The 24,904-nt window shown below is 63.9% G+C and carries 28 protein-coding genes, 1 tRNA gene and 1 pseudogene; 15 read left to right on the top strand and 15 right to left on the bottom strand.

Annotated elements, in window-relative coordinates:
- Positions 1-248: isochorismatase family protein (locus C7I87_RS21580; RefSeq protein ID WP_149906106.1), on the bottom strand; the 248-nt coding region annotated here is incomplete at its 3' end.
- A gap of 295 nt (positions 249-543) precedes the next feature.
- On the opposite strand from C7I87_RS21580, the pseudogene exbB reads away from it, so the two are divergent.
- From exbB to C7I87_RS21565, 3 genes and pseudogenes are all read left to right on the top strand, one after another.
- Positions 544-1,456, top strand: a pseudogene (gene exbB / locus C7I87_RS21575) (tonB-system energizer ExbB).
- Between the two features lie 12 nt (positions 1,457-1,468).
- Positions 1,469-1,936 carry a TonB system transport protein ExbD gene (gene exbD / locus C7I87_RS21570; protein WP_149906105.1) on the top strand — a complete coding sequence of 156 codons (468 nt, stop codon included), beginning with the start codon at positions 1,469-1,471 and terminating at the stop codon, positions 1,934-1,936.
- A complete protein-coding gene (locus C7I87_RS21565; RefSeq protein WP_149906104.1) occupies positions 1,933-2,925 on the top strand; it encodes a TonB family protein in 993 nt (330 codons plus the stop codon). The genes exbD and C7I87_RS21565 overlap by 4 nt, the downstream gene beginning before the upstream one ends.
- A 70-nt stretch (positions 2,926-2,995) precedes the next feature.
- Here the strand turns inward: C7I87_RS21565 and C7I87_RS21560 are convergent, their stop codons facing one another.
- The 3 genes from C7I87_RS21560 to C7I87_RS21550 form a co-directional block, all read right to left on the bottom strand.
- Positions 2,996-3,247, bottom strand: a complete 252-nt coding sequence (locus C7I87_RS21560; RefSeq protein ID WP_127277088.1) for a hypothetical protein — start codon at positions 3,245-3,247, stop codon at positions 2,996-2,998.
- A 295-nt stretch (positions 3,248-3,542) separates the two neighbouring features.
- A complete protein-coding gene (locus C7I87_RS21555; protein ID WP_149906103.1) occupies positions 3,543-4,292 on the bottom strand; it encodes a helix-turn-helix domain-containing protein in 750 nt (249 codons plus the stop codon).
- A 320-nt stretch (positions 4,293-4,612) separates the two neighbouring features.
- Positions 4,613-4,688 (bottom strand) — tRNA-Ala (locus C7I87_RS21550).
- Positions 4,689-4,836: 148 nt separating this feature from the next.
- On the opposite strand from C7I87_RS21550, the gene C7I87_RS21545 reads away from it, so the two are divergent.
- Together C7I87_RS21545 and C7I87_RS21540 are read left to right on the top strand one after the other, a co-directional pair.
- Entirely contained in the window at positions 4,837-5,130 is a 294-nt protein-coding gene (locus C7I87_RS21545; protein ID WP_023771816.1) for a YggT family protein, read from the top strand.
- Between the two features lie 7 nt (positions 5,131-5,137).
- Entirely contained in the window at positions 5,138-5,461 is a 324-nt protein-coding gene (locus tag C7I87_RS21540; protein ID WP_149906102.1) for a DUF167 domain-containing protein, read from the top strand.
- 3 nt (positions 5,462-5,464) lie between these two features.
- Here C7I87_RS21540 and C7I87_RS21535 read toward each other — a convergent pair whose 3' ends face one another.
- Genes C7I87_RS21535 through C7I87_RS21525 form a run of 3 tightly spaced genes read right to left on the bottom strand, consistent with a single transcriptional unit; the run spans position 5,465 to position 8,206 of the window.
- On the bottom strand, positions 5,465-6,346 hold the full coding sequence (locus C7I87_RS21535; RefSeq protein WP_027144548.1) for a MurR/RpiR family transcriptional regulator: 882 nt from the start codon (positions 6,344-6,346) through the stop codon (positions 5,465-5,467).
- A 16-nt stretch (positions 6,347-6,362) separates the two neighbouring features.
- On the bottom strand, positions 6,363-7,433 hold the full coding sequence (locus C7I87_RS21530; RefSeq protein WP_149906101.1) for an ABC transporter ATP-binding protein: 1,071 nt from the start codon (positions 7,431-7,433) through the stop codon (positions 6,363-6,365).
- 2 nt (positions 7,434-7,435) lie between these two features.
- Positions 7,436-8,206 carry an SDR family NAD(P)-dependent oxidoreductase gene (locus C7I87_RS21525; RefSeq protein ID WP_149906100.1) on the bottom strand — a complete coding sequence of 257 codons (771 nt, stop codon included), beginning with the start codon at positions 8,204-8,206 and terminating at the stop codon, positions 7,436-7,438.
- 181 nt (positions 8,207-8,387) lie between these two features.
- Here C7I87_RS21525 and C7I87_RS21520 point away from each other — a divergent pair, with 181 nt between their 5' ends.
- From C7I87_RS21520 to C7I87_RS21500, 4 genes are all read left to right on the top strand, one after another.
- A complete protein-coding gene (locus tag C7I87_RS21520; RefSeq protein ID WP_149906099.1) occupies positions 8,388-9,614 on the top strand; it encodes an ABC transporter substrate-binding protein in 1,227 nt (408 codons plus the stop codon).
- Between the two features lie 376 nt (positions 9,615-9,990).
- Positions 9,991-10,860 carry a carbohydrate ABC transporter permease gene (locus C7I87_RS21510; RefSeq protein ID WP_149906098.1) on the top strand — a complete coding sequence of 290 codons (870 nt, stop codon included), beginning with the start codon at positions 9,991-9,993 and terminating at the stop codon, positions 10,858-10,860.
- The gene (locus C7I87_RS21505; protein ID WP_149906097.1) at positions 10,857-11,696 is read left to right on the top strand and encodes a carbohydrate ABC transporter permease; all 840 of its coding nucleotides are present in this window, start codon (positions 10,857-10,859) and stop codon (positions 11,694-11,696) included. Before C7I87_RS21510 ends, C7I87_RS21505 begins: the two co-directional genes overlap by 4 nt.
- A gap of 78 nt (positions 11,697-11,774) precedes the next feature.
- Positions 11,775-13,250: a M81 family metallopeptidase gene (locus tag C7I87_RS21500; protein ID WP_149906096.1), complete on the top strand. Its 1,476-nt coding sequence runs from the start codon at positions 11,775-11,777 to the stop codon at positions 13,248-13,250.
- Positions 13,251-13,282: 32 nt separating this feature from the next.
- Here the strand turns inward: C7I87_RS21500 and C7I87_RS21495 are convergent, their stop codons facing one another.
- The 6 genes from C7I87_RS21495 to C7I87_RS21470 form a co-directional block, all read right to left on the bottom strand.
- On the bottom strand, positions 13,283-15,337 hold the full coding sequence (locus C7I87_RS21495) for a M3 family metallopeptidase (RefSeq protein ID WP_149906095.1): 2,055 nt from the start codon (positions 15,335-15,337) through the stop codon (positions 13,283-13,285).
- Positions 15,338-15,428: 91 nt separating this feature from the next.
- Positions 15,429-15,863 (bottom strand): nuclear transport factor 2 family protein, encoded by a 435-nt coding sequence (locus C7I87_RS21490; protein ID WP_149906094.1) that lies wholly within the window; start codon positions 15,861-15,863, stop codon positions 15,429-15,431.
- Positions 15,860-16,504, bottom strand: coding sequence for a carbonic anhydrase (locus tag C7I87_RS21485; protein WP_149906093.1), 645 nt, complete (start codon positions 16,502-16,504; stop codon positions 15,860-15,862). Before C7I87_RS21485 ends, C7I87_RS21490 begins: the two co-directional genes overlap by 4 nt.
- Positions 16,505-16,650: 146 nt before the next feature.
- On the bottom strand, positions 16,651-17,442 hold the full coding sequence (locus C7I87_RS21480; RefSeq protein WP_149906092.1) for a DUF429 domain-containing protein: 792 nt from the start codon (positions 17,440-17,442) through the stop codon (positions 16,651-16,653).
- Positions 17,439-18,323, bottom strand: a complete 885-nt coding sequence (gene pdxY, locus C7I87_RS21475; RefSeq protein WP_149906091.1) for a pyridoxal kinase PdxY — start codon at positions 18,321-18,323, stop codon at positions 17,439-17,441. The genes C7I87_RS21480 and pdxY overlap by 4 nt, the downstream gene beginning before the upstream one ends.
- A 13-nt stretch (positions 18,324-18,336) precedes the next feature.
- Positions 18,337-18,588 carry a hypothetical protein gene (locus C7I87_RS21470; protein ID WP_149906090.1) on the bottom strand — a complete coding sequence of 84 codons (252 nt, stop codon included), beginning with the start codon at positions 18,586-18,588 and terminating at the stop codon, positions 18,337-18,339.
- Positions 18,589-18,749: 161 nt separating this feature from the next.
- On the opposite strand from C7I87_RS21470, the gene C7I87_RS21465 reads away from it, so the two are divergent.
- The 5 genes from C7I87_RS21465 (at position 18,750) to ppa (ending at position 22,260) form a co-directional block, all read left to right on the top strand.
- Positions 18,750-19,388: a LemA family protein gene (locus C7I87_RS21465; protein ID WP_149906089.1), complete on the top strand. Its 639-nt coding sequence runs from the start codon at positions 18,750-18,752 to the stop codon at positions 19,386-19,388.
- A gap of 21 nt (positions 19,389-19,409) precedes the next feature.
- Positions 19,410-20,237: a TPM domain-containing protein gene (locus C7I87_RS21460; RefSeq protein WP_373424750.1), complete on the top strand. Its 828-nt coding sequence runs from the start codon at positions 19,410-19,412 to the stop codon at positions 20,235-20,237.
- 9 nt (positions 20,238-20,246) lie between these two features.
- Positions 20,247-20,885 carry a TPM domain-containing protein gene (locus C7I87_RS21455; RefSeq protein WP_149906088.1) on the top strand — a complete coding sequence of 213 codons (639 nt, stop codon included), beginning with the start codon at positions 20,247-20,249 and terminating at the stop codon, positions 20,883-20,885.
- A 144-nt stretch (positions 20,886-21,029) separates the two neighbouring features.
- The gene (locus C7I87_RS21450) at positions 21,030-21,536 is read left to right on the top strand and encodes a GNAT family N-acetyltransferase (protein WP_140761651.1); all 507 of its coding nucleotides are present in this window, start codon (positions 21,030-21,032) and stop codon (positions 21,534-21,536) included.
- Positions 21,537-21,726: 190 nt separating this feature from the next.
- Positions 21,727-22,260 carry an inorganic diphosphatase gene (gene ppa, locus C7I87_RS21445; RefSeq protein WP_149906087.1) on the top strand — a complete coding sequence of 178 codons (534 nt, stop codon included), beginning with the start codon at positions 21,727-21,729 and terminating at the stop codon, positions 22,258-22,260.
- Between the two features lie 9 nt (positions 22,261-22,269).
- On the opposite strand, the gene C7I87_RS21440 is transcribed toward ppa, so the two are convergent.
- Both C7I87_RS21440 and C7I87_RS21435 read right to left on the bottom strand, forming a co-directional pair.
- Positions 22,270-22,863, bottom strand: coding sequence for a hypothetical protein (locus C7I87_RS21440; RefSeq protein ID WP_149906086.1), 594 nt, complete (start codon positions 22,861-22,863; stop codon positions 22,270-22,272).
- 44 nt (positions 22,864-22,907) lie between these two features.
- Entirely contained in the window at positions 22,908-23,525 is a 618-nt protein-coding gene (locus C7I87_RS21435) for a TetR/AcrR family transcriptional regulator (protein WP_149906085.1), read from the bottom strand.
- A gap of 74 nt (positions 23,526-23,599) precedes the next feature.
- On the opposite strand from C7I87_RS21435, the gene C7I87_RS21430 reads away from it, so the two are divergent.
- Complete coding sequence (locus C7I87_RS21430; protein ID WP_188393926.1) at positions 23,600-24,883, top strand: MFS transporter; 1,284 nt, start codon at positions 23,600-23,602, stop codon at positions 24,881-24,883.
- Positions 24,884-24,904: the final 21 nt, after the last annotated feature.

Here is a 24,904-nt window from a genome sequence, read left to right as displayed (position 1 = left end):
AATGCACCATCAAACCCTGGGATCAAACATCTAGTGTGGACGATTGTGAGCCCGGCCCTGCGCGCGGCCGCGATCAGGCGGTTCACAGTGGGCAGGATCGCCCGCAGCGGCGAGGGGTCATACCCCTTCCGGGCGAAATAGCCCGTCGTCGACAGGAAATCCTGCTGCAGGTCGATGACGACGAGTGCTGTGTTTTGCGGCACCAGCCTGCCGTCATAGGGGTAGTCGAAGGGTGTTGCCTTGATCATCCGGGACTCCTTGCCGCCCGATCACTCTAGCGAGTTCGCATCGATGCGGCGACACCGGATGCCCGGCATCGTGCAGCTTGGGACAGATATCGCCGGGCCACCGCGCCGTAGCGTTTCAGGGTTTTACGGCACATTCCCAAGATTGTTGAGTGTTGCAGTCATCTTCAATGTTGACTAGAAAGATCATGTTTTTTAGCACACGGGGCACCTGCCTGCCGTAGCCAGGATTGGAAAGCGCCGGCCGCGCTGCAGAAATGCCATGACCAGGGCCGCTGTGAGAGCAAGGAAGAAGCTCGTGTCGAGACATGGTTTGTTGGCGGCGTTTGTCGCATCGGTGATGCTGGCGGCGGCCGGCGCGATGGCCCAGGAGCAACCGGCCAGCGCTACTCCAGCAGTCGGGGCACCTGCCGCGCCGGCTCAAACTGCCGGCGGCTGCCGCACCAGCGTCGCCGGCGCCCGCGCTGCCGGCCGGGGCGGCACCTGCGGGGACGATGGAGCTTAACCTGCCGCACGACCTTTCGCCTTGGGGCATGTTCATCGCCGCCGACATTATCGTGAAGGCAGTGATGATCGGATTGGCCTTCGCGTCGCTGGTCACCTGGACGATATGGCTGGCCAAATCACTGGAGATTTTCGGCGGCAAGCTGCGCGTCCGCCGTGCTGTCCGCGCGATCGGCGATGCCGCGACGTTGAAGCAGGCGAGCCATGCGCTCGACCGCAGTGGCGGCCCCGGCGCGCTCCTAGTCCGGGCCGCGGAGGAAGAGACCGCGCTTTCGGCCGGCGCGCTCGACCACGTCGGCGGGGACGGGCTGAAGGAACGGGTTACCTCGCGCCTGTCGCGCATCGAGGCGGCGGCGTCGCGGCGCATGTCGCGCGGCACCGGCCTGCTGGCGACGATCGGTTCCACCGCGCCTTTCGTCGGCCTGTTCGGCACCGTCTGGGGCATCATGAACGCCTTCATCGGCATTTCGCAGGCGCAGACCACCAATCTCGCCGTGGTCGCGCCAGGTATCGCCGAGGCGCTGCTGGCCACCGCGATGGGTCTGGTCGCGGCAATTCCGGCGGTGGTGGTCTATAACGTCTTTGCCCGCTCGATAGCCGGCTACCGGCAGATCCTGGCCGACGCCTCGGCGGGCGTCGAAAGGCTGGTCAGCCGCGACCTCGATTTCCGCGCCGTCGCGCCCGCGACAGCGCTGGCGGCCGAGTAGCGGAGCAAGACCATGGGTAGCAGAATCCGACAGACCATGGATGACGATCTCGAGGAGAGCCACGAGATCAACGTCACCCCCTTCATCGATGTCATCCTGGTGCTCCTGATCATCTTCATGGTCGCCGCGCCGCTGGCGACGGTGGATGTCGATGTCGACCTGCCGGGCTCGACGGCGACGCCGGCGCCGCGCCCCGAGACCCCGCTTTTCCTGACATTGAAGGATGATCTCACGCTCGCGATCGGCAATGACACCGTGCCGCGCCCGGCTTTTGCCGCCACGCTCGACAGCCGCACCAAGGGCGACAAGCAGATGCGGATCTTCCTGCGCGCCGACAAGGCGGTCGCCTATGGCGACCTGATGGAGGCGATGAACCTGCTGCGCGGCGCCGGCTACCTGAAGGTCGCCCTGGTCGGCCTGGAGGCCGCTCCCACCGGTGATGCCGCCGCACCGGTGCCAGGCGCAGCGGCCGCCCCATGACACGATCGGCCGCCTCGCCCACGGTGGCGCTGTCATGCTTCGGCTGGCGCGACCTTGTCCTGTGGGCATGTGCGGCCGTGCTGATGCTTGGTGCGCATGTCGCGGTCGCTTATGCCGTGCAGAATTTCAGTTCAGTCGAACCCTCGGATGGCGGACCGCCGCCGGCTCCGGTGATCGAAATGGCGCCTATGATGGTGACGCCGGCGGTGCCCGAACAGGCCGCGATGCTCGATGCGGCCATTTCCGACCAGACCGAGCCGGTGGAAGAGAGCGAGAAGACCGCCGAGGCCGAGCCCGACAAGGTGATCGAGCAAGCGGAACCTGCTGCCGAGCCGGAGACGGCGCCGCCGGACGGGCCCACGGAGATGATGAAGACCGAACCGGACGACCAGCCACCGCTGGAGGAGGTCGTCCCCGATATTGTCGAGGCCGTCGCGCCGGAGGTTGTCGTTCCGCTGCCGCAGGCAAGGCCGACGGAGCGGCGCAAGGAAAAGAAACCGACCGAAGCCATGGTCAAAAAACCTGTCGACAATCCCAAACCAAAGCCGAGGAAGGAAGAGGCGGTACCACTGAAGACGGTAAGTGCGGCGAGCGCCGAGGCCAGGCCCGCCGCCAAGGCAGCGGCGCCGAGATCCGTGGCGGGGTTTTCGGGTGTCAGCCCGGCCAAATGGGAATCGCGGCTGACGGCGTGGATCAACCGGCACAAGCGCTACCCGAGCGCCGCGAAATCGCGGCGCGCGCAGGGCAATGTGAACGTGACTTTCACCATGGACCCGTCCGGCCGGATCCTGTCGGCCCGGGTCGTCCGTTCGTCCGGCGACGCCGAACTAGACCGTGCCGCGCTCGCGGTGCTGCAGGGCGCCACCGTGCCGGCGCCGCCGCCGGAACTCGGCTCGCGCGTCAGCCGCACGGCGCCATTCGTGTTCAGTTTGCGGGACTACAGCATGTCGCGGCGAATAGGATTCGCCCGACCTGCTGTAAGCTTCTGATGTTATGCAGGTCGTTATCCCGGAACCGAGGACACTTCCGGGCGACATGCATTAGCAGCCGCCCATCGCGCTACGCTGTTCTTGGCTGAGCGTGGTTGTCTTTCGCGTGTGCCTTGGGGTGCATCGGGTTGCCGCTGAGCTGCGCATGTCTGGCGGGCCTTGCGCCGCGCAAGACATCGAAGGCCTCGGCATAGGCCATGCCGAGCAGATAGGAGATCATGGGAAAACGGCTTGCTTCCGCCATCTGCACCAGCTCGTTGGTCATCGTCGCGATATATTGCAGACTATCGAGCTCTGACTGACGTAGTGACTGATTTGACACGTGCTGCTCCTGTCATCGGATGGAACTCAGGAATGCGTATTGGCTACACTGACATGTCGAGTCGGCCAATTGGTCGGCCGAGCCGCTGAATGCGGGCCAAGTTCGGACCCGCGAGAACAAAGGTAAGGTCCGGAGAGTTAATTCTTTGTTAAAATTGTAGTAAATCAAATATGATCTAAAATATCTTTCTCGGCTGTAAAGTCTAAAAAATCGATTTTACTCAGATACGGAGTAGGCAATCGCCGGCATACGCTCTTTCGGGATATCCTTGTTCTTATTTAGCGTAAGCAGGCGGCTAATCCAGCCCGTCTCGGGCGAGGCTGACGACGAGCTGATCGATGCTGGGATCATCGAGCCTGACGACATGCGCCATGCGGATCGCATGCCTGGGCCGGATATTGGACATGTCCTGCCGCATGATGACCGACACGAATGCCGGCCCGGCTTCGGTCAGAAGCATGGCCTTGCCGGTCAGCACCGGTTCGGAGATAGGCGCCCACTGTACCGAGATCAGCGATGGCTCGCCCATCTGGCGGCGGTTGACGCCGCTGAAATAGATCCAGTTGAGGCGCGAGATCGCCACGCCATAGTGATTGCCGCGCGCCCGCCCCCAAGTCGAGCCGCGGCGCTCCGACCATCCTGTGACCCGGCGGAACGTCACCAATTCGGCCTCGCGACGCACGAAGGTCACCGACCGCATCAGGAGGTCGGAGCGGGTCGGGATCGAAAAATAGGTGAAATATGTGCCGCCCGCGATCGATGGGGCGGGCGGGCGGATCATCTGGGTGAACAGGCTTTCGGAAATCGGCGGCAGGCCGGGAGCCGTGGGTTCAGGCGTGCCGGGATCCCGGTACAGTTCGGCTTCGTCGATGCGGAAGTAGTCGCAGATCAGCTTGGCGGTGGCCTTGTTGGGAACGGTCTGCCCCTGCAGGTAACGCTCGAACTGCGTGCGGTTGATGCCCAACTCGCGGCATACCGCGCTGACGGAAGCATGGTCCTTGCAGAGCCGCCTGAGATTTGCAGCAAGATTCTCGCGAATGGACACGTCTTTGCTTTCGCAGGCGAATTCTTCATTTCGACTCGGAATCCATATAGCGCCTTCGGTCGCCCCCGCCGAAACGCCTTGTCACAACACACAGAAAAAACTGATTTGAGAACGCCAGTCTAATGGGACGGCTCGCAAAAAAAATAGCGTCGATCGGACAGCGGTCATCGCCATAAGTCCAATTGACAACCATTTCGCCTGGAAACGGCGAAATCGCATCTGGCCATTTTTGGGGGTATCGACGCCGTGTGACGCATCGCGCGTATCGGATGACGCTTGGGCGTTACCGCGCGGGAAAGGCTGACAATCGATTATTCCGCTGGTGGAGCTGAGGAGGATCGAACTCCTGACCTCGTCATTGCGAACGACGCGCTCTCCCAGCTGAGCTACAGCCCCGTCCAGCGGATGGCGCATTTATCGGGCGACGCGGTTTCCTGTCAAGGCGGCGCTTCACCGAAAACCCGACCGTCGGTCGCGTGGCGGAACCCTGCCCTTGCCGGTTTGGCGCGTAATGGCTACATGTCGGCAACAATCGGAGACCGGCATGCTCGCCCTCATTCAAACCATCGTCATGGCGCTCGACCTCTATTGGTGGGTCATCATCGCCTCGGCGATCTTTTCCTGGCTCTATGCCTTCAATGTCGTCAACTCGCGCAACCAGTTCGTGGGCAGCATCGGCAACATGCTCTACCGGCTGACCGAGCCGGCGCTGCGGCCGATCCGCCGCTTCATGCCCGACCTTGGCGGCATCGACATCTCGCCGATCATCCTGCTGCTGATCCTGTTCTTCCTCAGGCAGTTCATTCTCACCACGATCGCGCCGCTGCTGCTGGCCTGACGGTCGCATGAGCGCGCCGCATCGCATTCGCGAGAACGGCGTCGATCTGTTCGTGCGGCTGACGCCGAAGTCTTCCGTGGACCGGCTCGAAGGCGTCGAAACATCGGCGGACGGACGAAGTCATGTGAAGGCGCGGGTCCGCGCCGTGCCGGAAAACGGCGCCGCCAACCAAGCGCTGGAGAAGCTGGTCGCCAAGGCGCTGGGCGCGCCGGCATCGGCCGTTTCGGTCGTTGCCGGCGGCACGGCCCGGCTCAAGACATTGCGCATTGTGGGTGATCCGGAGGCGCTGGCAAGAAGTGTCGAAGCGCTCTGCGGTCAATCATCTACCTGAAGTTCAATCGCCCAGCGGCAAACGCGGATCGTCGACCTTCAATGTGTTCACGCTCTGCTTGATGCGGCGCAGGTTCTCCAGCACCTTCGGGCCGCGCGTCTCGGCGACCGATGTCACGATCATGTCGACGATCGCCAGCAGAGCGTAGCGCGACGATGTCGGCTTGTAGATATTGCCGTCCTCGAGCGGCTGCAGGTGGATGACCGTATCGGCCGCCTTGGCCAGTGCGGAGTCGGGCGCGGTGACGGCCACCGTGGCGGCGCCATATTGCTGGGCGACCTGCACCGCCTCGATGACCGACCGCGCATAGCCTGAGACCGAGAAGGCGACCACGGTGGTGTCTGGCGTGGCAACGGCGGCATACATCCGCTGCAGCTGCCCGTCGATCTGCGCCAGAACCGGCAGGCCGAGCCTGAACAGCCGGTTCTGCATTTCGGTCGCCATCATCGAGGAAATGCCACCCGAACCGATGCACAGCACATTGCCCGATGCCGCGAGGCGCGCGGCGACGTCGACCAGCGTCGTCATGTCGAGATTCTCGCTGGCACGCTGGATAGCTGTAACAGCCGCTTCGGTGATGGCCGACGCAATGCGCTGCTCGCGGGCGTCGCGGCTCAGCGGCTCCGGCGACAGGTACTGGCCACCGATGGCGATGGCCTGCGCCAGGTGGAACTTGAAGTCGCGCAGGCCCTCGCAGCCGAGATTGCGGCAGAAACGGGTGACCGTCGGCTCACTGACGCCGACGCGCGCGGCGATCTCGGAGATCGCGGCCTTGGAGGCGAAGTCGAGATCGGACAGGACGAGGCTTGCCAGCCGGCGATCCGACTTGGTGCCGTCCTGAGACATCAGCTGCAGCCGCGTAATGATGTCGGCCGGCGTCTTCATATCGGAGTTTCCGTCGTCATCTCAGCGGCAGACCCGTCGCCGTGTCGAACAGATGGATGTTGCCGGGGTCGACCGAGACCGGCAGCAGGTCGCCAGGCCGGACCGGCACCCGGTCGCGGAACACGGCGCGCACCGTATCGGCGCCGATGGCGCCGTAGACATGGGTTTCGGAACCGGTCGGCTCGACGACGTCAACCTTGAGCGCCATGGCGTCGGCGGCTTCACCGATGATGAAATGCTCGGGCCGGATGCCGGCCTCAACCGCGCTGCCTGCCGGCACCGGTTTGCCGGCGAGCGCAAGCCGTCCACCGCCGACCGACTCGAACCAGGTCTGATCGGGCGTCGTCTTGAGCGCCCCGGACACAAAGCTCATCGACGGCGAGCCGAGGAAGCCGGCGACGAACTTGTTGGCCGGCCTGTCATAGAGTTCCAACGGCGCCCCGACCTGCTGGATCCTGCCACGGTCCATCACCACGATGCGGTCGGCCATGGTCATGGCCTCGATCTGGTCGTGGGTGACGTAGACGATGGTCGACTTCAGCCGCTGGTGCAGCGCCTTGATTTCGGTGCGCATCTGCACGCGCAGCTGTGCATCGAGGTTGCTGAGCGGCTCGTCGAACAGGAACACCGAGGGTTCGCGCACGATGGCGCGACCCATGGCGACCCGCTGGCGCTGGCCGCCTGAGAGCTGGCGGGGATAACGGTCGAGATAGGAGAACAGGTTGAGGACGCCGGAGGCCTTCTTGACCTTCTGGTCGATGGCGGTGCGGTTCTCGCCCCGGATCTTCGGGCCGAAGCCGATATTGTCCGAAGCCTTCAGGTGCGGGAACAGCGCATAGGACTGGAACACCATGGCGATGTTGCGTTGCTGCGGCGGCAGGTCGTTGGCGCGCGTGCCGCCGATCAGGAGATCGCCGGAGCTGATGGTCTCCAGCCCCGCCAGCATACGCAGCAAGGTCGACTTGCCGCAGCCGGACGGGCCGACCAGCACCACGAACTCGCCGCTCTTGATGTCGAGGCTGATGTCCTCGAGAATCTTGTGCTGGCCGAAGGATTTCGACAGGTTGCGAAACTCGACGTCGGTCATGGTCACGCTCCCAATATGTCGTCGATGAACGGCAGGCAGCCGGCGGTCAATCCCGCATCCACGGGCATCACCACGCCTGTTACGCCCGACGCCCGGTCGGAAGCAAGGAAAGCCACCGCTTCGGCCACTTCCGAGGCGTTGACGATGCGGCCGAGCGGATAGAGCCGCCTGAGCTTGCCGATTATGTCAGGGTTCTTGGCGAGGCGATGGTCCCAGGCGGCGGTGCGGATCGATCCGGGGCAGACCACATTGGCGCGCACGCCGCTGCGGCCAAGCTCGACGGCGATCGATTTGGCATAGGCGTTGATGCCGGCCTTGGCGGCGGCATAGGCGGGGTTGCCGAAATGCGCGATGGCGTTGACGGAGGATATGAAGACGATGCTGCCCGAACCGCGCGCGGCCATCGCCTTGGCGATGGGATCGGCGAAAATCATCACACCGGTCAGGTTGAGGCCGAGCTCATGCTCGATCCTGTCCGCCGTCAACGCATCAAGCGTCTCGGCTCGCGTCCAGCCGGCATTGTTGATCAGGATGTCGGGGACGCCGTCCTTTTCGAGCACGGCGGCGATCGCGGCTTCGACCGAAGCCCGATCGAGAAGATCGAAGACATGGCGCGAGGCAAGGTGCGGGCTCGCCAGCGCCTCCTCGGACTGGTCGCAGCCGACCACCCGCGCGCCCCTGCCGGCCAGCAGTGCGACGATCGCCGAGCCAAGGCCGCCACCGGCGCCGGTGACAACGATGGTCCTGCCTTCGAATTCGGCTCTCGAAACCACGGCGCTTACTCCTCCCGCAGGTCAGGCAGATGCCGACAGGCTAAAGAATGGAATGTAATTAAGCAACATCATAATCCGCTTGCATGCGGCAAATTCATCGATAATGTAGGAAAGTCACATAAATCTTGTGTCAGCACCGGCACGGGGAGCGCGAATGCGCGAAACAAATGGGAGAGATCGGATGAACCTTGCGAAATGGACTGCCGGCCTGATGGCCGGAATGGGCATGCTGGCCTTCGCAGCGCAGGCAGAGGCCGGCGAAGTGCGGGTTACCGTTGCCGAATACAGCGCCAAGACCGGCCCCTACTTCGAGCAGGTCAAGAAAGAGTTCGAGGCGAAGAATCCTGGCATCACCGTCAAGTTCGAGGTTGTGCCGTGGGATGTGCTCTTGCAGAAACTGACCACCGACATCACCGCCGGTACCAATGCGGATCTCTCCATCATCGGTACGCGCTGGCTGATCGACTTTGTCCAGCAGGATGTGGCCGAGCCGCTCGACGGCTACATCACGCCCGAATTCAAGGGCCGCTTCATCGACACCTTCCTGTCGCCCTCGATCATGGGCGGCAAGACCTATGGCCTGCCGATCGCCGCTTCGGCACGCGCCATGTATTACAACAAGGAACTGTTCGAGAAGGCCGGCATCGCCAAGCCGCCGGCAACCTGGACCGAACTGCAGGAGGATGCGCGCAAGATCAAGGCGCAGGGTGCCTTCGGTTTCGGCCTGCAGGGCAAGGAGATCGAGACCGACGTCTATTACTACTACGCGATGTGGTCGCAGGGCACCGAGATCCTCAACAAGGACGGTACGTCGGGCCTGAGCACGCCGGGCGCGCTCGAAGCCGCCAAGCTCTACAAGTCGATGATCGACGAGGGGCTGACGGAGCCCGGCGTCACCTCCAACAACCGCGAGGACGTGCAGAACCTGTTCAAGCAGGGCAAGGTCGGCATGATGATCACGGCGCCCTTCCTCTCCAACCAGATCAAGGACGAGGCGCCGAGCCTGAAATACGGCGTGGCCGCCATTCCAGCCGGTCCGACCGGCGCGCGCGGCACGTATGGCGTCACCGACTCCATGATCATGTTCAAGAACTCCAAGAACAAGGACGAGGCCTGGAAGCTGATGGACTTCCTGTTCACCACGGAGCAGCGCGCCAAATTCACGCAAGGCGAAGGCTTCCTGCCGGTGAACAAGGAAGAGGCCAAGATGGATTATTACGTCAACAACGCCGATCTGGCCGCCTTTACCGCACTGCTGCCGGACGCCCGTTTCGCGCCGGTCATCCCGGGCTGGGAAGAAGTCGCCCAGATCACCTCGGATGCCATGCAGAAGATCTATCTCGGCGGCGACCCCGAGGCAGGCTTGAAGGACGCGGCGGCCAAGGCCAATGCGGTGCTGAAGAAATAGGGCGTATCTCCCTGCGCCCGTGGCGCGCCCCCGACTCAGGCGGGGCGCGCCACACTTTTGGAAGAAGTATGCAGCGGTGCCTGCGATAAATGGCGAAGACCGACAAGGCACATCGGGACAAGATCGTCGACGTCGCGCCGCCCCTCATTGCCCTGCCGGGCATTTCTCCCCGTATAGGGACGGGGAGAAAGAGGCTGGCCCCAACCTCGGCGCCCTTCTTGGACGCTGGTGATTGGCGAAGGCGGTGACGAAAGCGCCCCTCTCCCCGTCACTATACGGGGAGAGGATGCCGGCAGGCAGGTGAGGGGCAGCGCAGACCGCGTGTAAGGAATTCAAGGCCACCCAAGCCCACAGCAATTACGGTACAAACCAGCCGATGCAAAATCGCTTCTTGCCCTATCTCCTGACCTTGCCCAGCCTGTTCCTGGCAGCGGTGGTCATCTTCTGGCCGGTCTGGGACCTGCTCCAGATTTCGACGCATGACGTCAATCGCTTCGGCCAGCTGCGCGAGTTCAGCGGTCTCGCCAATTTCGCCGCGCTAACCGCCGATCCCGACTTCGTCGCCGCCCTTTGGCGCACGGGGCTGTGGACGGTGCTGGTGGTCGGCGGCGCGCTGCTGGTCTCGATTCCGGTGGCGATGATCCTCAACACCGACTTCTATGGCCGCGGCCTTGCCCGTGTCATCATCATGCTGCCCTGGGCGGTGTCGCTGACCATGACGGCGGTGGTCTGGCGATGGGCGCTGAGCGGCGAAAGCGGCATGCTGAATTCGGCGCTGATCGGGCTTGGCCTGATCGACCATAACATCCAGTGGCTGGCACAGGCCGGTACCGCATTTCCGATGCAGGTGCTGATCGGCATATTGGTGACGGTGCCGTTCACCACGACGATCTTCCTCGGCGGCCTGTCGTCGATCCCCGACGATCTCTACGAGGCGGCCGCACTGGAAGGGGCGACGCCGCTGCAGCAGTTCCGCGAGATCACCTTTCCGCTCCTGAAACCCTTCATCAACATCGCCATCGTGCTCAACACCATCTACGTCTTCAATTCGTTCCCGATCATTTGGGTGATGACGCAGGGCGGGCCCGCCAATTCGACCGACATCCTGGTCACCCACCTCTACAAGCTGGCCTTCCGCATCGGCAAACTCGGCGAGGCCTCGGCGGTGTCGCTGGTGATGTTCGCCATATTGCTGATCTTCACCATGATCTACGTGCGCCTCGCCATGCGGGAGCAGCGCGCATGACAAATGGATTTACGACCGGCAAGCTGAAGCGCACCGTCATCGCCTGGCTGCTGCTGGCGCCTTTGATCGTGGTGACGATCTTCCCCTTCGCGGTGATGTTCCTGACCGCGGTGAAGCCTCGGACCGAAGTGCTGACACCCACCTGGTGGCCGAGCGAGTTCCACTGGTCGAATTTTTCCGACATGTGGGTGGCGACTGGCTTCGGCCAGGCGCTGGTCAATTCGCTCTACGTCTCGGTGATCGCTACCGTCGGCGCCATCTTGATCTCGGTGCCGGCGGCTTACGCGATGTCGCGCTTCCGCTTTGCCGGCTACGGCGCCTTCCGCCAGTTCCTGCTGATCTCGCAGATGATCTCGCCGATCGTGCTGGTGCTCGGCCTGTTCCGGCTGATGGCCGCCTGGGGGTTGGTCGAATCGACCACCGCGCTCGGCTTCATCTACATGGCCTTCAACGTCGCTTTCACGGTCTGGATGCTGCAGAGCTATTTCGACACCATTCCGCGCGACCTCGAGGAGGCTGCCTGGATGGAAGGCGCCGGGCGCTGGCTGACCTTGCGAAAAGTGTTCCTGCCGCTCTGCCTGCCGGCGATCGCGGTGACGGCGATCTTCACCTTCATCAACGCCTGGAACGAGTTCGTCGTGGCGCTGACCATGCTGCGCAGCCAGGAAAGCTACACGCTGCCGATCCAGGTGTTCTCGCTGGTCGCCGGCCGTTACACGATCGAATGGCATCATGTCATGGCGGCGACGCTGCTGGCGACGCTGCCCGTGGCGATCCTGTTCATATGGCTGCAGCGCTATCTCGTCAGGGGGCTGGCGCTCGGGGCGGTCAAATAGCATCCCAGCAATTCCAGGAAAAGTGCGCAGCGGTTTTCCGCCCGGAATTGCGAAAAACAAGAAGTCCACGGAGCTTTCATGCGCATCTTCACCGCGTCGCTGGCGACGGAAACCAACACCTTCTCGCCGGTGCCGACAGACCGGGCCTCGTTCGAGATGGCGTTCTACGCCGCGCCGGGCAAGCATCCGGAGACACCGACCCTGTGCTCCTCGCCGATCGTGGCGCTGCGCCGGCGCGCGGCCACGGAAGGCCTGACCGTGATCGAGGGTACCGCGACCTGGGCCGAGCCGGGCGGCCTCGTGCAGCGGCAGACCTATGAGGCGCTGCGCGACGAAATCCTCGATCAACTGAAGGCCGCCGTGCCGGTCGACGCCGTCATGCTTGGCCTGCATGGCGCCATGGTGGCGCAGGGCTATGACGACTGCGAGGGCGATCTGCTGGAGCGCGTGCGCGGCATCGTCGGACCTGACGTCGTGATTGCCTGCGAGTTCGATCCGCACAGCCATCTGACGCCGAAGCGCGTGGCGGCATCCGACATCATGGCCTATTTCCTCGAATTCCCGCACACCGATTTCTATGAGCGCGGCGAGCACGTTGTCGAACTGGGGCTTGCCGCCGCGCGCGGCGAGATCAAACCCGTCATCTCGACGTTCGACTGCCGCATGATCCAGGTGCTGCCGACCAGTCGCGAGCCGATGCGTTCCTTCGTCGACCGCATCAAGGCGCTGCACGGCAAGGACGGCGTGTTGTCGGTTTCGGTCATCCACGGCTTCATGGCCGCCGACGTGCCGGAAATGGGCACGCGCATCCTGGTCGTCACCGACAATGACAAGGCCAAGGGCGATGCGCTGGCGGAGCGGCTGGGACGCGAGCTCTATGCCATGCGCGAAACGACGGCGATGACCATGCTGAGTGCGACCGACGGCATCGAGAGGGCGCTCGCGGTGCGTGCGCAGCGCAAGGACAAGCCGGTGGTCATCGCCGATATCTGGGACAATCCCGGTGGCGGGGTGCCGGGCGACGGCACCATCGTGCTGCGCGAACTCCTGGCGCGCGGCATCACAAGCGTTGGCGTGGCGACGATCTGGGATCCGATAGCGGTGACCTTCTGCCAAGCGGCCGGCGAGGGCGCGGTCATCGACCTGCGCTTCGGCGGCAAGGCGGGGCCGCAGGCGGGCGAGCCGATCGACGCGCGCGTCACCGTGCTGAAGGCTGTCGGCGAAGGATGGCAGAGTTTCGGGCCGAGCCGCGTGACATTGGGACCGTCAGCGGTGGTGCGCATCGAAGGCACCGAAGTCGACGTGATCCTGAACACCAATCGCACGCAGACCTTCGAACCGGATATCTTTTCCAACGTCGGCGTCGATCCGCTGTCGAAAGACATTTTGCTGATCAAGTCGACAAACCACTTCTACGCCGGCTTCGAACCGATCGCCGCCGAGATCATCTATGTCGCGGCGCCGAGTTCGTATCCCAGCAATCCGGCGGCGACGAATTACACGAAGCTGACGCGGCCGATGTGGCCACGGGTGGCTGATCCGTGGGCGGTGTAGAGTTCTCCCTTCTCCCAAGGGGAGGAGGGGCGCTACACCAACCCTCTTTTCACCATCATCGCTTCCGGCGACGGCATCTTGCCGCGAAACGCCGTGTAGAGCTCTTCGGGGTCCTTCGAGCCGCCTGCGGCGTAGATGTTCTTCCTCAGCCGTTCGGCCAGCGCCGGGTTGAAGGGATCGCCTGTCTCCTCGAAGGCGGCGAAGGCGTCGGCGTCGAGCACTTCCGACCACATATAGGAATAATAGCCGGCTGAATAACCGTCGCCGGAGAAGACATGACCGAAATGCGGGGTGCGGTGGCGCATGGCGATGGTGTCGGGCATGTCGAGCTTTTCCAGTGTCTCGGCCTCGTATCGAAGCGGCTCTTCCGGCGCGTCCGGCCGCGCATGGTAAGCCATGTCGATCAAGGCAGAGGCGGTGAATTCGACGGTGGCGAAGCCGGCGCCGAAGGTGCGCGCGGCCAGCATCTTGTCGAGCAGCGCCTTCGGCATCGGCTGGCCGGTCTTGACATGCAGCGCATGCTTTTCCAGCACCGCCGGCACCGTTAGCCAGTGCTCGTAAAGCTGCGAGGGCAATTCGACGAAGTCGCGGCTGACCGAGGTTCCGGCGACCGACGGCCAGGTGACGTCGGTCAGCATGCCGTGCAGCGCATGGCCGAATTCGTGGAACAGCGTCTTCGCCTCGTCGACCGACAGCAGCGCCGGCTCGCCGGCCGGCGGCTTGGCGAAGTTCATGATGTTGTAGATCACTGGCTGCGAGCCATGGCCGAGACGATAGCCGGACTTCAGCGCGCTCATCCAGGCGCCGGAGCGTTTTGAAGGCCGCGCGAAATAGTCGGCCAGGAACAGGCCGCGCTCGCTGCCGTCGGCGTTCTTCACCACGAAGACACGCGCGTCCGGGTGCCAGGCCGCAATGCCTTTCTTCTCTGCGAACGTGATGCCGAACAGGCGCGTTGCCACGTCGAAACAGGCATCGATGATGCGGTCGAGCTGCAGATAGGGTTTCAACTCCGCCTCATCGAAAGCAAATTTTTCGGTGCGCAGTTTCTCCTGGTAGAAGCGCCAGTCCCAGGCGGCGAATTTCTCGTTGCTGCCGGCCTCGGCGGCCAGGCGCTCCAACTCCCTCTGGTCGGCGGCCGCTTTTTCCAGCGCCTTTTCCCAGACCGGATCGAGCAGCGCATGCACCGCCTTCGGCGTCTTGGCCATGGTGTCGTCGAGCTTGAGCGCGGCGAAGGAGGCGTAGCCGAGCAGCTTCGCCTTTTCGGCGCGCAGCTTCAGCATGTCGCGCACCACGGTCGTGTTGTCGGACGCACCGCCATTCTGGCCGCGCATGGTGAAGGCGCGGAAGGCGATCTCGCGCAGGTCGCGGCGTTCGGAGAACGTCGTGAACGGCTCATAGATCGAGCGGGACAAGGTGACGGCGTAGCGGCCCTTCTGGCCGCGCATCTCGGCGGCCTCGGCCATCGAGCTTTTCACGAACTCCGGCAGGCCGACGAGGTCGGCCTCGTCGAGAAACAGCGACCAGTCGCGTTCGTCGGCCAGCACGTTCTGGCCGAAAGTCGTCCCGAGCGACGACAGCTCCTCGTTGATTTTGGCCAACCGCTTCTTGCCGTCGGCGTCGAGCTTGGCGCCGGAGCGGACGAAGCCCTTCCAGGTCTTCTCCAGGACGCGCAGCGTCTCGGGATCGAGCTTCAGTGCCTCGCGGCGCTGGTAGAGATCGTCGATGCGGGCAAACAGCTTCTCGTTCATCGAGATCGCCGAGAAGTGCCTCGACATCTTCGGTGAAATGTCGCGCTCCAGCGCCTGGATCGTCTCGTTGGTGTAGGCGCCGGCGCGGCACCAGAAGATCGAGGAGACGTGATCGAGCGCCTCGCCCCCCAGTTCCAGAGCGGCAAGCGTGTTCTCGATGGTCGGCGCATCCTTGTTGGTGGCGATCGCGTCGATTTCGGCTTCATGCGCCTCCAACGCGGCGTCGAAGACGGGTGAGAAATCACCGTCGCCAATATGGGCAAAATCGGGCAGGCCGAGCGGTCCTCGCCACGCGGTCAACGGATGGGCGGCGAGGTCGACGGCGTTCGTGGAGGGCATGGAGGGTCTTTCGCTGGCGTCGGGAAGGAGGGTGGTCACCGATGTAGGGCGCGATCGGCGGGCCCGCAATATGGCAGTTGGCCGGTCCGCCTCAGTAGCCCTCGCAGTTTTCGGCGATCGCGGCCTGCGAGCTGGCGGTGATGCGGTTGCCGTTCACCGCGAAGGTTTCCTGCATCAGCATGTCATTGTTGGGGAAATCGTAGCAGGCGATCACCGTGGTGACGCCGCCTTCGCTCTTCTCGATGCGATGCCGGATAGCAGCCCCGGCAACCGCACCTTTCCATTCGCCGAGCGAAGCGATGAATTCCTGCTTGCCCTGAACGACGCCGAGGTCATCGAGCTTGATGCGGGCGTCGTCGGCAAGCAGGTCCGCCAGCTCGGTGCGATCGGCGACCAGCAGCGCCGAATACCAGCGGCTGATGATGGCGCGATCATCGGCTCGGGCGGCAACAATCGCCATAAGCAGCGCGGCGGCCGTGAAAACGACCGACCGGGCGTTCGTCAGCTGGCGCGCCGCCCCGCTCATTCCAGCACCGGCCGCTCGAAATCGCCGGTTTCCTTGTTCATCACCCAGAGCTCGCCGGTCGAGATGTCGAACCATGCTCCATGCAGTGACAGCCGCCCCTTGCCCTCGAGGATCGAGACGCAGGGAAAGGTCCTGAGATTGGCGAGGGAGTAGCGGATCGAGATGCGCTCCAGTGCAGTCTGGCGCTCTGTCGCCGTCATGAAGGTGCTGGCCGATACCGTCTCGGCGGCGGGCGCGATCAGGCTCATCCACTTGCCGATGAAGTCGCCGGGAGACAGCGGCGCGGCGTTGGTGTCGAGCGCGGCGCGGATGCCGCCGCAGCGGCCGTGGCCCATGACGACGATGTTCTTGACCTTGAGGCTCTGCACGGCGAATTCGAGCGCGGCCGAGGTCGAATGGAACTCGCCGTCCGGCTCGTAAGGCGGCACCAGATTGCCGACATTGCGCAGCACGAAGAGCTCGCCGGGGCCGGCGTCGAAGATCGCCTCGGGCGCGGATCGCGAGTCGCAACAGGCGACGATCATGGTCTCCGGCGCCTGGCCTTCACGGGCGAGCTCGCGATAGCGGCCGCTCTCAGTGAGGTAGCGGCCGTTCATGAAATTGCGGTAGCCGGCGAGGAGGTGGTCGGGAAGATGAGGCATGGGCGGCTAAGGCCTTTCCGGGTTGGAGGCGGCAGCTCGTTGCGGTCGAGGAAGGCTCTAACGGTAAAAACCCGCTACAAGCAATGCAGAATTGCGGGGGCTGGCCACAAATGCCATGCGCCAAAGCGTGACGCCCGCCGACATTGTCACGCCCAGATGGCGACCGGTATGCCAAAACCGTCAGCGAGCGGCGGGTTGGGAAACGGTTTTGCTTCACCGCCGGCGATGCGGCCGGCGATCAGCGCCATTACGGCCGCATCGAGGAAATCGTCGGCGGCCGCGCCACGCGGCGGCGGCTGGTCGAGGAAGTCCATGTCATAGCCGTGCCGGCAAAGCAGCGCCTTGCGCTCAGCCATACCGGCCGGATTGACACTGCCCTTGATCTTCTTCGGGAACAGCATGGCCCGGTCGCCGTTCAGGCGGCAGAAGGCGACTTCCGGATGCGATTCGAAGACACGGCCGCGCAGCTCGGGCCGCGCGATCAGCAACTCGTCGATTTCACGGATCTTTGAAAAGATGCCGAAGGCCTGGATGGAAACGCCGCGCGGAGGGTCCGATGTGGTCTTGGCCACGTTGCTTGCCCTGAGATGTGCCGCGTACCAGGCTTCGATCGTGGTGAAGCCGCTGGTGTCGGCATAGAGCGCGGCGCGCGACGGGATCGAAAAGACGCTGGACTGGCGCGCACCGAGCAGCGGCCGCACCAGCGCTTCCGGCCCGCGCCCACCTTTGCTGGAAAATTCGGGCAGGCCGATCGGCATGTCGACGGCGACAACCGCATGGTCTGGGATCGCCGCCAGCAGGGCAGCGAAGGTGGGGAAGACATTGACCGAAGGTGCGGCGTCCGGGTTACGAGGTGTCGAACCGGGTTCGCGCAGCACGGCGATCCAGCCGGCCTTGCAGCCATCGGCGCCGACGAGCACGACTTTGGCCGGGGTCACGCCCTGCGGTCCCGCCCCGGATGCGTGAGGTGGCGAAGCTGGACCATGGCCATCGGGTGCGACAGGCTTTGCGCATCGGTTTCAAGCTGCAATTCGTCGCCGCCACGTTTTGCCGTGCGCGCCAGGATCTCGTAGACCGCCGCCGTCGTCGACTGCAGCGCCTTGATCGCTGGCTGGCCGGACAGGATGCGCGCCAGGTAGACGGCCGCCGTCAGGTCGCCCAAGCCGTTCGGCGGCCTGTCGATCAGGCGGTGCTCGGCGAGCAGCGCCTGGGTGCCGTCGAGCAGCAGATTGCCGGTGCCGCCGGTCATCATGGACGGTGCCGAGGTGACCAGCATGGTCGACGGTCCAGCATGGAGGGCGGCTGAGATCACCGATTTCAAATCGGGGAGCGGCGCACCGGCCATCCATTCCAGCTCATAGCGGTTGGGGGTAGCGATGTCGGCGATCGGCATGAGCCGGTCGCGCATGACTGCGGCTGTGGGCTCGGGCACATAAAGGCCACCGGAATCACCCATCACCGGATCGCAGATATAGACGGCGTCAGGCGTCCTGACCTTGACCGCGGCGACCAGCGAGGCGACCGCCTCGGCCTGGCCGGCCTCGCCGAGGTAGCCGGAGAGCACGGCGCCGACTTCACCGAGCCATGGCGCCCGCTCCAGATCGGCCATCAGCGCCTTGAACTGGTCGAGCGGCGGCACGATGCGGGTCGCCCGCCCATGACCGGGATGCCAGGGCAGGATGACGGTGGGCACGGCCCAGACCGGAAAGCCCAGTGTCTCCAGCGCAAAGACTGCGGCGCGGTTGCCGACGGAGCCACGGGCGACATGGCTGGAAATGACGATGACCGCGCGCGGCGCGTCGGTTTTTTCGGCGCTCATTGTTTCTTGATTCCTAGCTGCCCCGGGTGAGGAAAAGCACGAGCCAGACCATCAGGCCCAGCGCCAGAAGCAGGCCGAGTATCCTGCCAACGCGCGTGCCCCAGACCTCGATCGGGTCCGTGCGGTCGGCATCGGCCGCCGAGACATGGTCGCGGATGCCCTTTGTCGTCCGTGCCACGAAAGAGTTGCCGGCCGGATCGGTCTCCTGCGCGACGCGCTGGAGGATACGGCGCGATTCACTGTCACTGTCTTGGCGTTGCGCCATGATGATGTCCCGTTCTGATCGAACCTTATCGCGTTCGCGGGGCCAATCACAGGGCCTTGCGCGGCGCGATCCATGCCGAGCCTGCTGCAGAGGTCGAGGCCGTTTTCTTGCGCGCCGATTGTGGTAATGCTTCGCCTGCAACTTCTATCGGGGGACCCCTTATGCTTGCCCAGCGCCTTGCTCGACCATCGACATTCCGCACGCTGCCCGCCTTCCTGATGATGGCAATCTTGCTGCCGCTGCTTGCCGGCTGCGGGTACAACACCATCCCGACGGCGGAAGAGAACGCCAGGGCGGCATGGAGCGAGGTGCTGAACCAATACCAAAGGCGCGCCGACCTCATTCCCAATCTGGTCGAGACGGTCAAAGGCTATGCCTCGCATGAAAAGGATACGCTCGACGCTGTTGTCCAAGCGCGCGCCAAGGCGACGCAGATCACGGTCACGCCGGAAACGCTGAAGGACCCGGAAGCCCTCAAGAAGTTCCAGGATGCGCAGGCCGGGCTGACCAGCGCGCTGTCGCGGCTGATCGCGGTGTCGGAGGCCTATCCCGACCTCAAGGCCAACCAGAATTTCCTGGCGCTGCAGGCGCAGCTCGAAGGCACGGAGAACCGCATCGCAGTGGCGCGTCGCGACTACATCCAGGCCGTCAGGGACTACAATCTGACCCTGAAGACCTTCCCGTCGGTGCTGTGGGCGACCTTCTGGTTCCGCGGCAACGAGCCCTTCGCCAACTTCACCGTCGACGAAGACAAGATGCAGCCGCCGAAGGTCGATTTCGGCACGAAGCAGGGTGGGTGATAACCGGAGTCCGGCGTGGCAATCCTGCAGGCCGATGAGGGGCAAACTATCGTGCGTCGTGTAGCTGTACTGCTCTTTATCCTTGTGCTGCCGCTTGCGGCCCTCGCCGCCGATCTCCCCGTTCTAACCGGCCGGGTCGTCGACAATGCCGGCATCATCGACGCCGGAACCAAGGCCGCGCTGACACAGAAGCTGGCGGACTTTGAGACCAAAGGTTCCGACCAGATCGTCGTCGCCACCATACCCAGCCTCGACGGCGAGGAGATCGAGCCCTACGCCAACCGTCTGTTCCGCTTCTGGAAGCTTGGCCAGGCCAAGGAAAACAACGGTGTCCTGCTCCTCGTCGCGCCGAACGACCGCAAGATGCGCATCGAGGTTGGCTATGGCCTCGAAGGCACGCTGACCGACCTGCACACCAAGCTGATCATCGAGAACGACATGGTGCCGGCCTTCCGTGCCGGCGATTTCTCCGGCGGCATCAACAAGGCCGTCGACGACATGATCATGGTGCTGAACGGCAATCCGGAGGAACTGGAGGCGCGCGGCAAGCGCAACGAACAGGCGCCGTTCAATTCCGACGACCTGTTCTTTGCCATCTTCATCGGCATCTGGGCGGTCATTTTCTTCGGCAGCATCGCGGCCTCGGTCCTGCCGCCGATCTTCGGCCAGAAGCTCGGACCCGGACGCTATCGCTGGCTCGGCATGACCTTCGAGCCCGGACGACGGTCGTCCGGTGGGTGGTCGTCGGGTGGCGGCTGGTCGTCCGGCGGGGGTGGGTCTTCAGGCGGCGGAGGCTTCTCCGGCGGCGGCGGCTCGTCCGGCGGTGGCGGCTCTTCAGGAAGCTGGTGAGACAGGATCATGGCAACACGACCGATCAGCCCGCAGGATCATGAGCGCATCGCCGCTTCGATCCAGGCCGCCGAAGCGCAAACCGACGGCGAGATCTATTGCGTCGTGGCGCGTGCCAGCGACGGCTATTTCGCCCCCGCCGCCCTGATGGCGACGCTCGGCATGCTGATCGTCAGCCTTGCCGTCGCCTATGGGCTGGAGGCTTGGTGGCTTACTATCCGCCTGCCGCATTTCGTCATCGCTGAGTTGCTGGCGCTGGCCTGCGTGCTTGCCCTGCTGTGGACGCTGCCCGGCCTGCGTATCCATATGGTGCCACGCCGGCTGCGCTATCAGGCCGCACACGCCAATGCGATCAAGCAGTTCCTCGCCCGCAACGTTCACCGCACCAGGGCGCGCACCGGCGTGTTGATATTCGTCTCGATCGAAGAGCGCTATGCCGAGGTGGTCGCCGATTCGGGCATCGACGCCAAGGTCGGCCAGCATGTCTGGGATGGAGTGGTGCGCGATCTCACCGCGCATGCCGGCGACGACCGGCTCGCCGACGGCTTCGTCAAGGCGATCGAGCAGGTAGGGGCGGTTCTGGCCGAGCATTTCCCGCTCACGCAAGGCGACACCAACGAGCTGGACGACCATCTGGTCGAGATCTGAAAAGCTCGCCCGCAACCGCTGCTCAGCCGGACTCCTGACAGGCTTTGCCGGATGTCACCAGCGTCATGATCGTCTGTGCGAAAGCGGACCATCGGCTGCCCGGACTCTTGCAATCGGGCAATGCGGGTTTATGGTTAACCAATCATGAATACGCTCACGATCGACATTCGGAAGGCTGACCCGCGCGATGCCGGCGCCATTGCCGAGGTGCACCTGGAAGCCTGGCGCGGCGCCTATTCCGGCATCATTCCGCACCGCACGCTGACGTCGATGATCAACCGCCGTGGCGCCGACTGGTGGGCGAATGCGATTCGTCGCGCCGCCACCGTCCTGGTGGTCGAGATCGGCGGCACGATCGCCGGCTATGCGACGATCGGCAAGAACCGCGCCAAGGAACTCAAGCAGCAGGGCGAGATCTATGAATTGTACCTGCGCCCTGAATATCAAGGTATCGGGCTCGGCAGGCGGCTGTTTTCGGCGGCCAGGGCACGTCTCGCCGACCACGGGCTGAAAGGCATGGTGGTGTGGGCGCTGGAAGACAACCAGAACGCACTCGCCTTCTATGCCGGGGCCGGCGGCCGCGACATTGCCGAAGGCGTCGAGATCTTCGAGCAGAAGGCGCTGAAGAAGGTCGCCTTCGTCTGGGAGTGACCGCCGGGGGATGATCGCGGAAGGCGACGTCCCCACTCACGCAAAATCACGACGCTGAAACATGTTGTGCCGATGATTGAACGCATCGAACGCCATCGCGTCTCGCCGGATGCATGTAAGCACCATTCGCCGCATTGCACCATTTTGCGCCGCCCGCTATCTCCTGCCAATCGAGAGAGGGACAAAAGCCATGCGCATCGAAGCCATAGCCACCGGAAAGAATCCGCCTGAGGACGTCAACGTCATCATCGAGGTGCCGATCGGCGGTGAGCCGATCAAATACGAGATGGACAAGGAGGCCGGCACGCTGTTCGTCGACCGCTTCCTGCACACGTCGATGCGCTACCCCGGCAATTACGGCTTCGTGCCGCACACTCTGTCGGGCGATGGTGACCCGATCGACGTGCTGGTCTGCAACACGCGCGCTTTGGTGCCGGGCTGCGTCATCAATGTGCGGCCGATCGGCGTGCTGATCATGGAAGACAACGCCGGCCAGGACGAGAAGATCATCGCGGTGCCGTCACCGAAGCTGACGCTGCGCTACGAAAACGTCACCGAATACACGCAGCTGCCTGACATCACGCGCCAGCAGGTGCAGCACTTCTTCGAGCACTACAAGGATCTCGAACCCGGCAAATGGGTCAAGATCGAAGGCTGGCACGATTCCAAATACGCCAAGAAGATGATCATGGACGCGGTCGATCGGGCGAAGGCGAGCAAGTAGCTCGAACGGTCAGTTATCGACCCGGCCGAAAGCCGGCACGTTGCCGATCGTTACGCGCTTGTCCTTGCCGCAGGCGAAGCCTTTCGCCTTCTCATCGGCGATCTTGCGGGCCTGCTCGTTGGCTTGGGGATTACCTGTGGCCAGCACCAGGCCGACGGTGCAGCCGTCGCGGGCGTCCATCTGGGCGACCTTGGCGACGAGCAGCACCTCGGCCGACTTGTTCTCATCCTCGGCGTTGCTGATCGTGCGGCGGTGGATGACCGCGAAGGGCACGGCCTTGTCGCCGGTGGTTTCGATGCGCCATTCGACCTTGGCCGCGGACGAATTGAAGCCCGAGAAACTTTCCCAGGCGGACGTCATGTCGCCGCCGGGCGGAAAACCGTAGAACAGCGATTCGCGGGCGTCGTCATATCCGACCAGCACGGGATAGCCGCGATAGCCGGAGCAGGCGAGGTCGGCCCAATCGCCGTCTCCCTGCTCGGCGTGCGCGTAGGTCACGCAATCCTTCTTCCAGTCGAGGTCGGTGTAGGCGCTGGATATTTCGCCGGCTTGTGCCGCCTGGCAAAGGCCGGCGAAGGTGAGCGGGATCAACAGGCTGCGCACCGCGGAGATCTCCGTTGGAGGTCGTCCCAGCGTATCGCCAATCGCTATTTCTTCAAGCTCGCTTCGATCAGCAGGTCGGCGTTGCGGGCGACCGACTGCGCGGGTCCGCCGAGGCCGAAAAGCTGGCCGCTGATATAGGCGCCTTCGATGAGCAGCAGCAGCCCGTCGCCCAGCGTGTCGGCGTCTTGTGCGCCCATCGCAACCGCCATGGCGCGCAGGCGGCGGCGTAATTCCTGCTTGTTGGCCTCGCTGACGACGCGGGCCGGATGGCTGTGGTCGGGATATTCGACCGCCGCATTTGTCATGCCGCAGCCGCGATAGTCCGCCACTTGCGTTCGCTTGCCGATGCGGGTCAGGAAAGCCTTGACCTGCGCGCGCGGGTCGCCGGGATTGGCGGCAATGGCCTCATCGAAACGCTCCCAGTATTCAAGATCGTATTGCCTGAGGTAGGAGGCGGCCAGTTCGTCCTTGGAGGGAAAGCTGCGATAGAGGCTCGGCTTGGTGACGCCGGCGCGCTTGACGATCTCGTCGACGCCGATCGCCCTGATACCTCGCCGGTAGAACAGGTCGTAGGCTGCGTCGAGGATCTTCTTGGCGGCCTTGGGCGGTGCCGATGCATGGCCATCGTTGATAATCAGTTCAATATTTTTGTCGGTTGGCATCATGGGACTCGATTGACAATGTTACCGATCGGTACGTATACATGCTCCCACCTTGCAACGTACCGGTCAGTAACATGATAGCTCAATCCCGTCCATTTGGCCAGCGCTACGCTTTCGTCGTGGTTGGCGTCATCTTCCTCTGCCTGCTGATCGCGGCCGGCCTGCGCTCCGCGCCTTCCGTCATGATGCTGCCGCTGGAAAACAGTTTCGGCTGGCGGCGCGACACCATCTCGCTGGCCGCCGGCGTCGGCATCCTGCTCTATGGGCTGACCGGTCCGTTTGCAGCAGCGCTGATGGAGCGCATCGGGCTGCGCCGCACGCTGCTTGCATCGCTGGTGATCATGTCCGGCTCGACCGCGCTCAGCCTGCTGATGACCAAGCCTTGGCATCTGTTCATCACCTGGGGCGTTTTTTCCGGCATCGGATCCGGCGCCGTCGCCAGTGTGCTCGGCGCCACGATCGTCAATCGCTGGTTCAAGACCAATCGCGGCCTTGTCATGGGGCTGATGTCGGCCTCCAGCGCCACCGGTATGCTGGTGTTTCTGCCGCTGATCGCCTCGCTTGCCCAGGCTGGCGGCTGGCAGCCTGTTGTCATCGCCGTCGCGATCGCCACCGCGGCGTTGATCCCTCTGGTCTGGCTGCTGGTGCCGGAGCGTCCGGCCTCGATCGGCATGGTGCGCTATGGCGCCGAGGCGGATGACGTCCCGCCGGTGTCGCCGGCCTCGCAAGGCAATTTCCTGGCGCATACGCTCAACACGCTGCGCCGCGCCGCCGGCACGCGAGTGTTCTGGTACCTGTTCGCCACCTTCTTCGTCTGCGGCTTCACCACCAACGGGCTGGTCGGCACGCATTTGATCGCGTTCTGCGGCGACATGGGCATCGGCGAGGTGCAGGCGGCCGGCCTGTTGTCGATGATGGGCATTTTCGACCTGATCGGCACGACGCTGTCGGGATGGCTCACCGACCGTTTCGACCCGCGCAAGCTGCTCGGCGTCTATTACGCGGTACGCGGCCTGTCGCTGATCTACCTGCCCTATTCCGGGTTCTCGGCGACCAGCCTGATCATCTTCGCCGTGCTCTACGGCCTCGACTGGATCGCCACCGTGCCGCCGACGCTGCGGCTCGCCAACGAAGCCTTTGGCGACCGCAGCGGGCCGATTGTGTTCGGCTGGATCGTCGCCGGCCACCAGGTGGGCGCTGCCACCGCCGCAGCCTTCGGCGGCACCATGCGCGAATTGCAGGGCAATTATGAACTAGCGTTCCTGATTGCCGGCATGACGGCAATCGCCGCCGCCTGTATTTCGCTCCTGATCAACACCAGCCGTCCGGCCTTCGATCCCGAACCGCAACCAGCATAGGGCGGCGATCTCCCGCGAGTG

It is taken from the genome of Mesorhizobium sp. SARCC-RB16n, assembly GCF_008520305.1.
Taxonomy (GTDB): Bacteria; Pseudomonadota; Alphaproteobacteria; order Rhizobiales; family Rhizobiaceae; genus Mesorhizobium.
The sequence above is the reverse complement of the archived record's forward strand: the minus strand, read 5'-3'. Positions and strand labels throughout refer to the sequence as shown.

Coding starts and splice junctions, on each gene's coding strand:
- C7I87_RS21465 (WP_149906089.1), top strand. CDS start 18,750: ATGCTTGCCCAGCGCCTTGCTCGACCATCGACATTCCGCACGCTGCCC.
- C7I87_RS21510 (WP_149906098.1), top strand. CDS start 9,991: ATGCAAAATCGCTTCTTGCCCTATCTCCTGACCTTGCCCAGCCTGTTC.
- C7I87_RS21470 (WP_149906090.1), bottom strand. CDS start 18,588: ATGGCGCAACGCCAAGACAGTGACAGTGAATCGCGCCGTATCCTCCAG.
- C7I87_RS21485 (WP_149906093.1), bottom strand. CDS start 16,504: ATGCCTCATCTTCCCGACCACCTCCTCGCCGGCTACCGCAATTTCATG.
- C7I87_RS21455 (WP_149906088.1), top strand. CDS start 20,247: ATGGCAACACGACCGATCAGCCCGCAGGATCATGAGCGCATCGCCGCT.
- C7I87_RS21495 (WP_149906095.1), bottom strand. CDS start 15,337: ATGCCCTCCACGAACGCCGTCGACCTCGCCGCCCATCCGTTGACCGCG.
- C7I87_RS21430 (WP_188393926.1), top strand. CDS start 23,600: ATGATAGCTCAATCCCGTCCATTTGGCCAGCGCTACGCTTTCGTCGTG.
- C7I87_RS21520 (WP_149906099.1), top strand. CDS start 8,388: ATGAACCTTGCGAAATGGACTGCCGGCCTGATGGCCGGAATGGGCATG.
- C7I87_RS21540 (WP_149906102.1), top strand. CDS start 5,138: ATGAGCGCGCCGCATCGCATTCGCGAGAACGGCGTCGATCTGTTCGTG.
- C7I87_RS21450 (WP_140761651.1), top strand. CDS start 21,030: ATGAATACGCTCACGATCGACATTCGGAAGGCTGACCCGCGCGATGCC.
- exbD (WP_149906105.1), top strand. CDS start 1,469: ATGGGTAGCAGAATCCGACAGACCATGGATGACGATCTCGAGGAGAGC.
- C7I87_RS21435 (WP_149906085.1), bottom strand. CDS start 23,525: ATGCCAACCGACAAAAATATTGAACTGATTATCAACGATGGCCATGCA.
- C7I87_RS21545 (WP_023771816.1), top strand. CDS start 4,837: ATGCTCGCCCTCATTCAAACCATCGTCATGGCGCTCGACCTCTATTGG.
- pdxY (WP_149906091.1), bottom strand. CDS start 18,323: ATGAGCGCCGAAAAAACCGACGCGCCGCGCGCGGTCATCGTCATTTCC.
- C7I87_RS21565 (WP_149906104.1), top strand. CDS start 1,933: ATGACACGATCGGCCGCCTCGCCCACGGTGGCGCTGTCATGCTTCGGC.
- C7I87_RS21500 (WP_149906096.1), top strand. CDS start 11,775: ATGCGCATCTTCACCGCGTCGCTGGCGACGGAAACCAACACCTTCTCG.
- C7I87_RS21535 (WP_027144548.1), bottom strand. CDS start 6,346: ATGAAGACGCCGGCCGACATCATTACGCGGCTGCAGCTGATGTCTCAG.
- ppa (WP_149906087.1), top strand. CDS start 21,727: ATGCGCATCGAAGCCATAGCCACCGGAAAGAATCCGCCTGAGGACGTC.
- C7I87_RS21490 (WP_149906094.1), bottom strand. CDS start 15,863: ATGAGCGGGGCGGCGCGCCAGCTGACGAACGCCCGGTCGGTCGTTTTC.
- C7I87_RS21505 (WP_149906097.1), top strand. CDS start 10,857: ATGACAAATGGATTTACGACCGGCAAGCTGAAGCGCACCGTCATCGCC.
- C7I87_RS21530 (WP_149906101.1), bottom strand. CDS start 7,433: ATGACCGACGTCGAGTTTCGCAACCTGTCGAAATCCTTCGGCCAGCAC.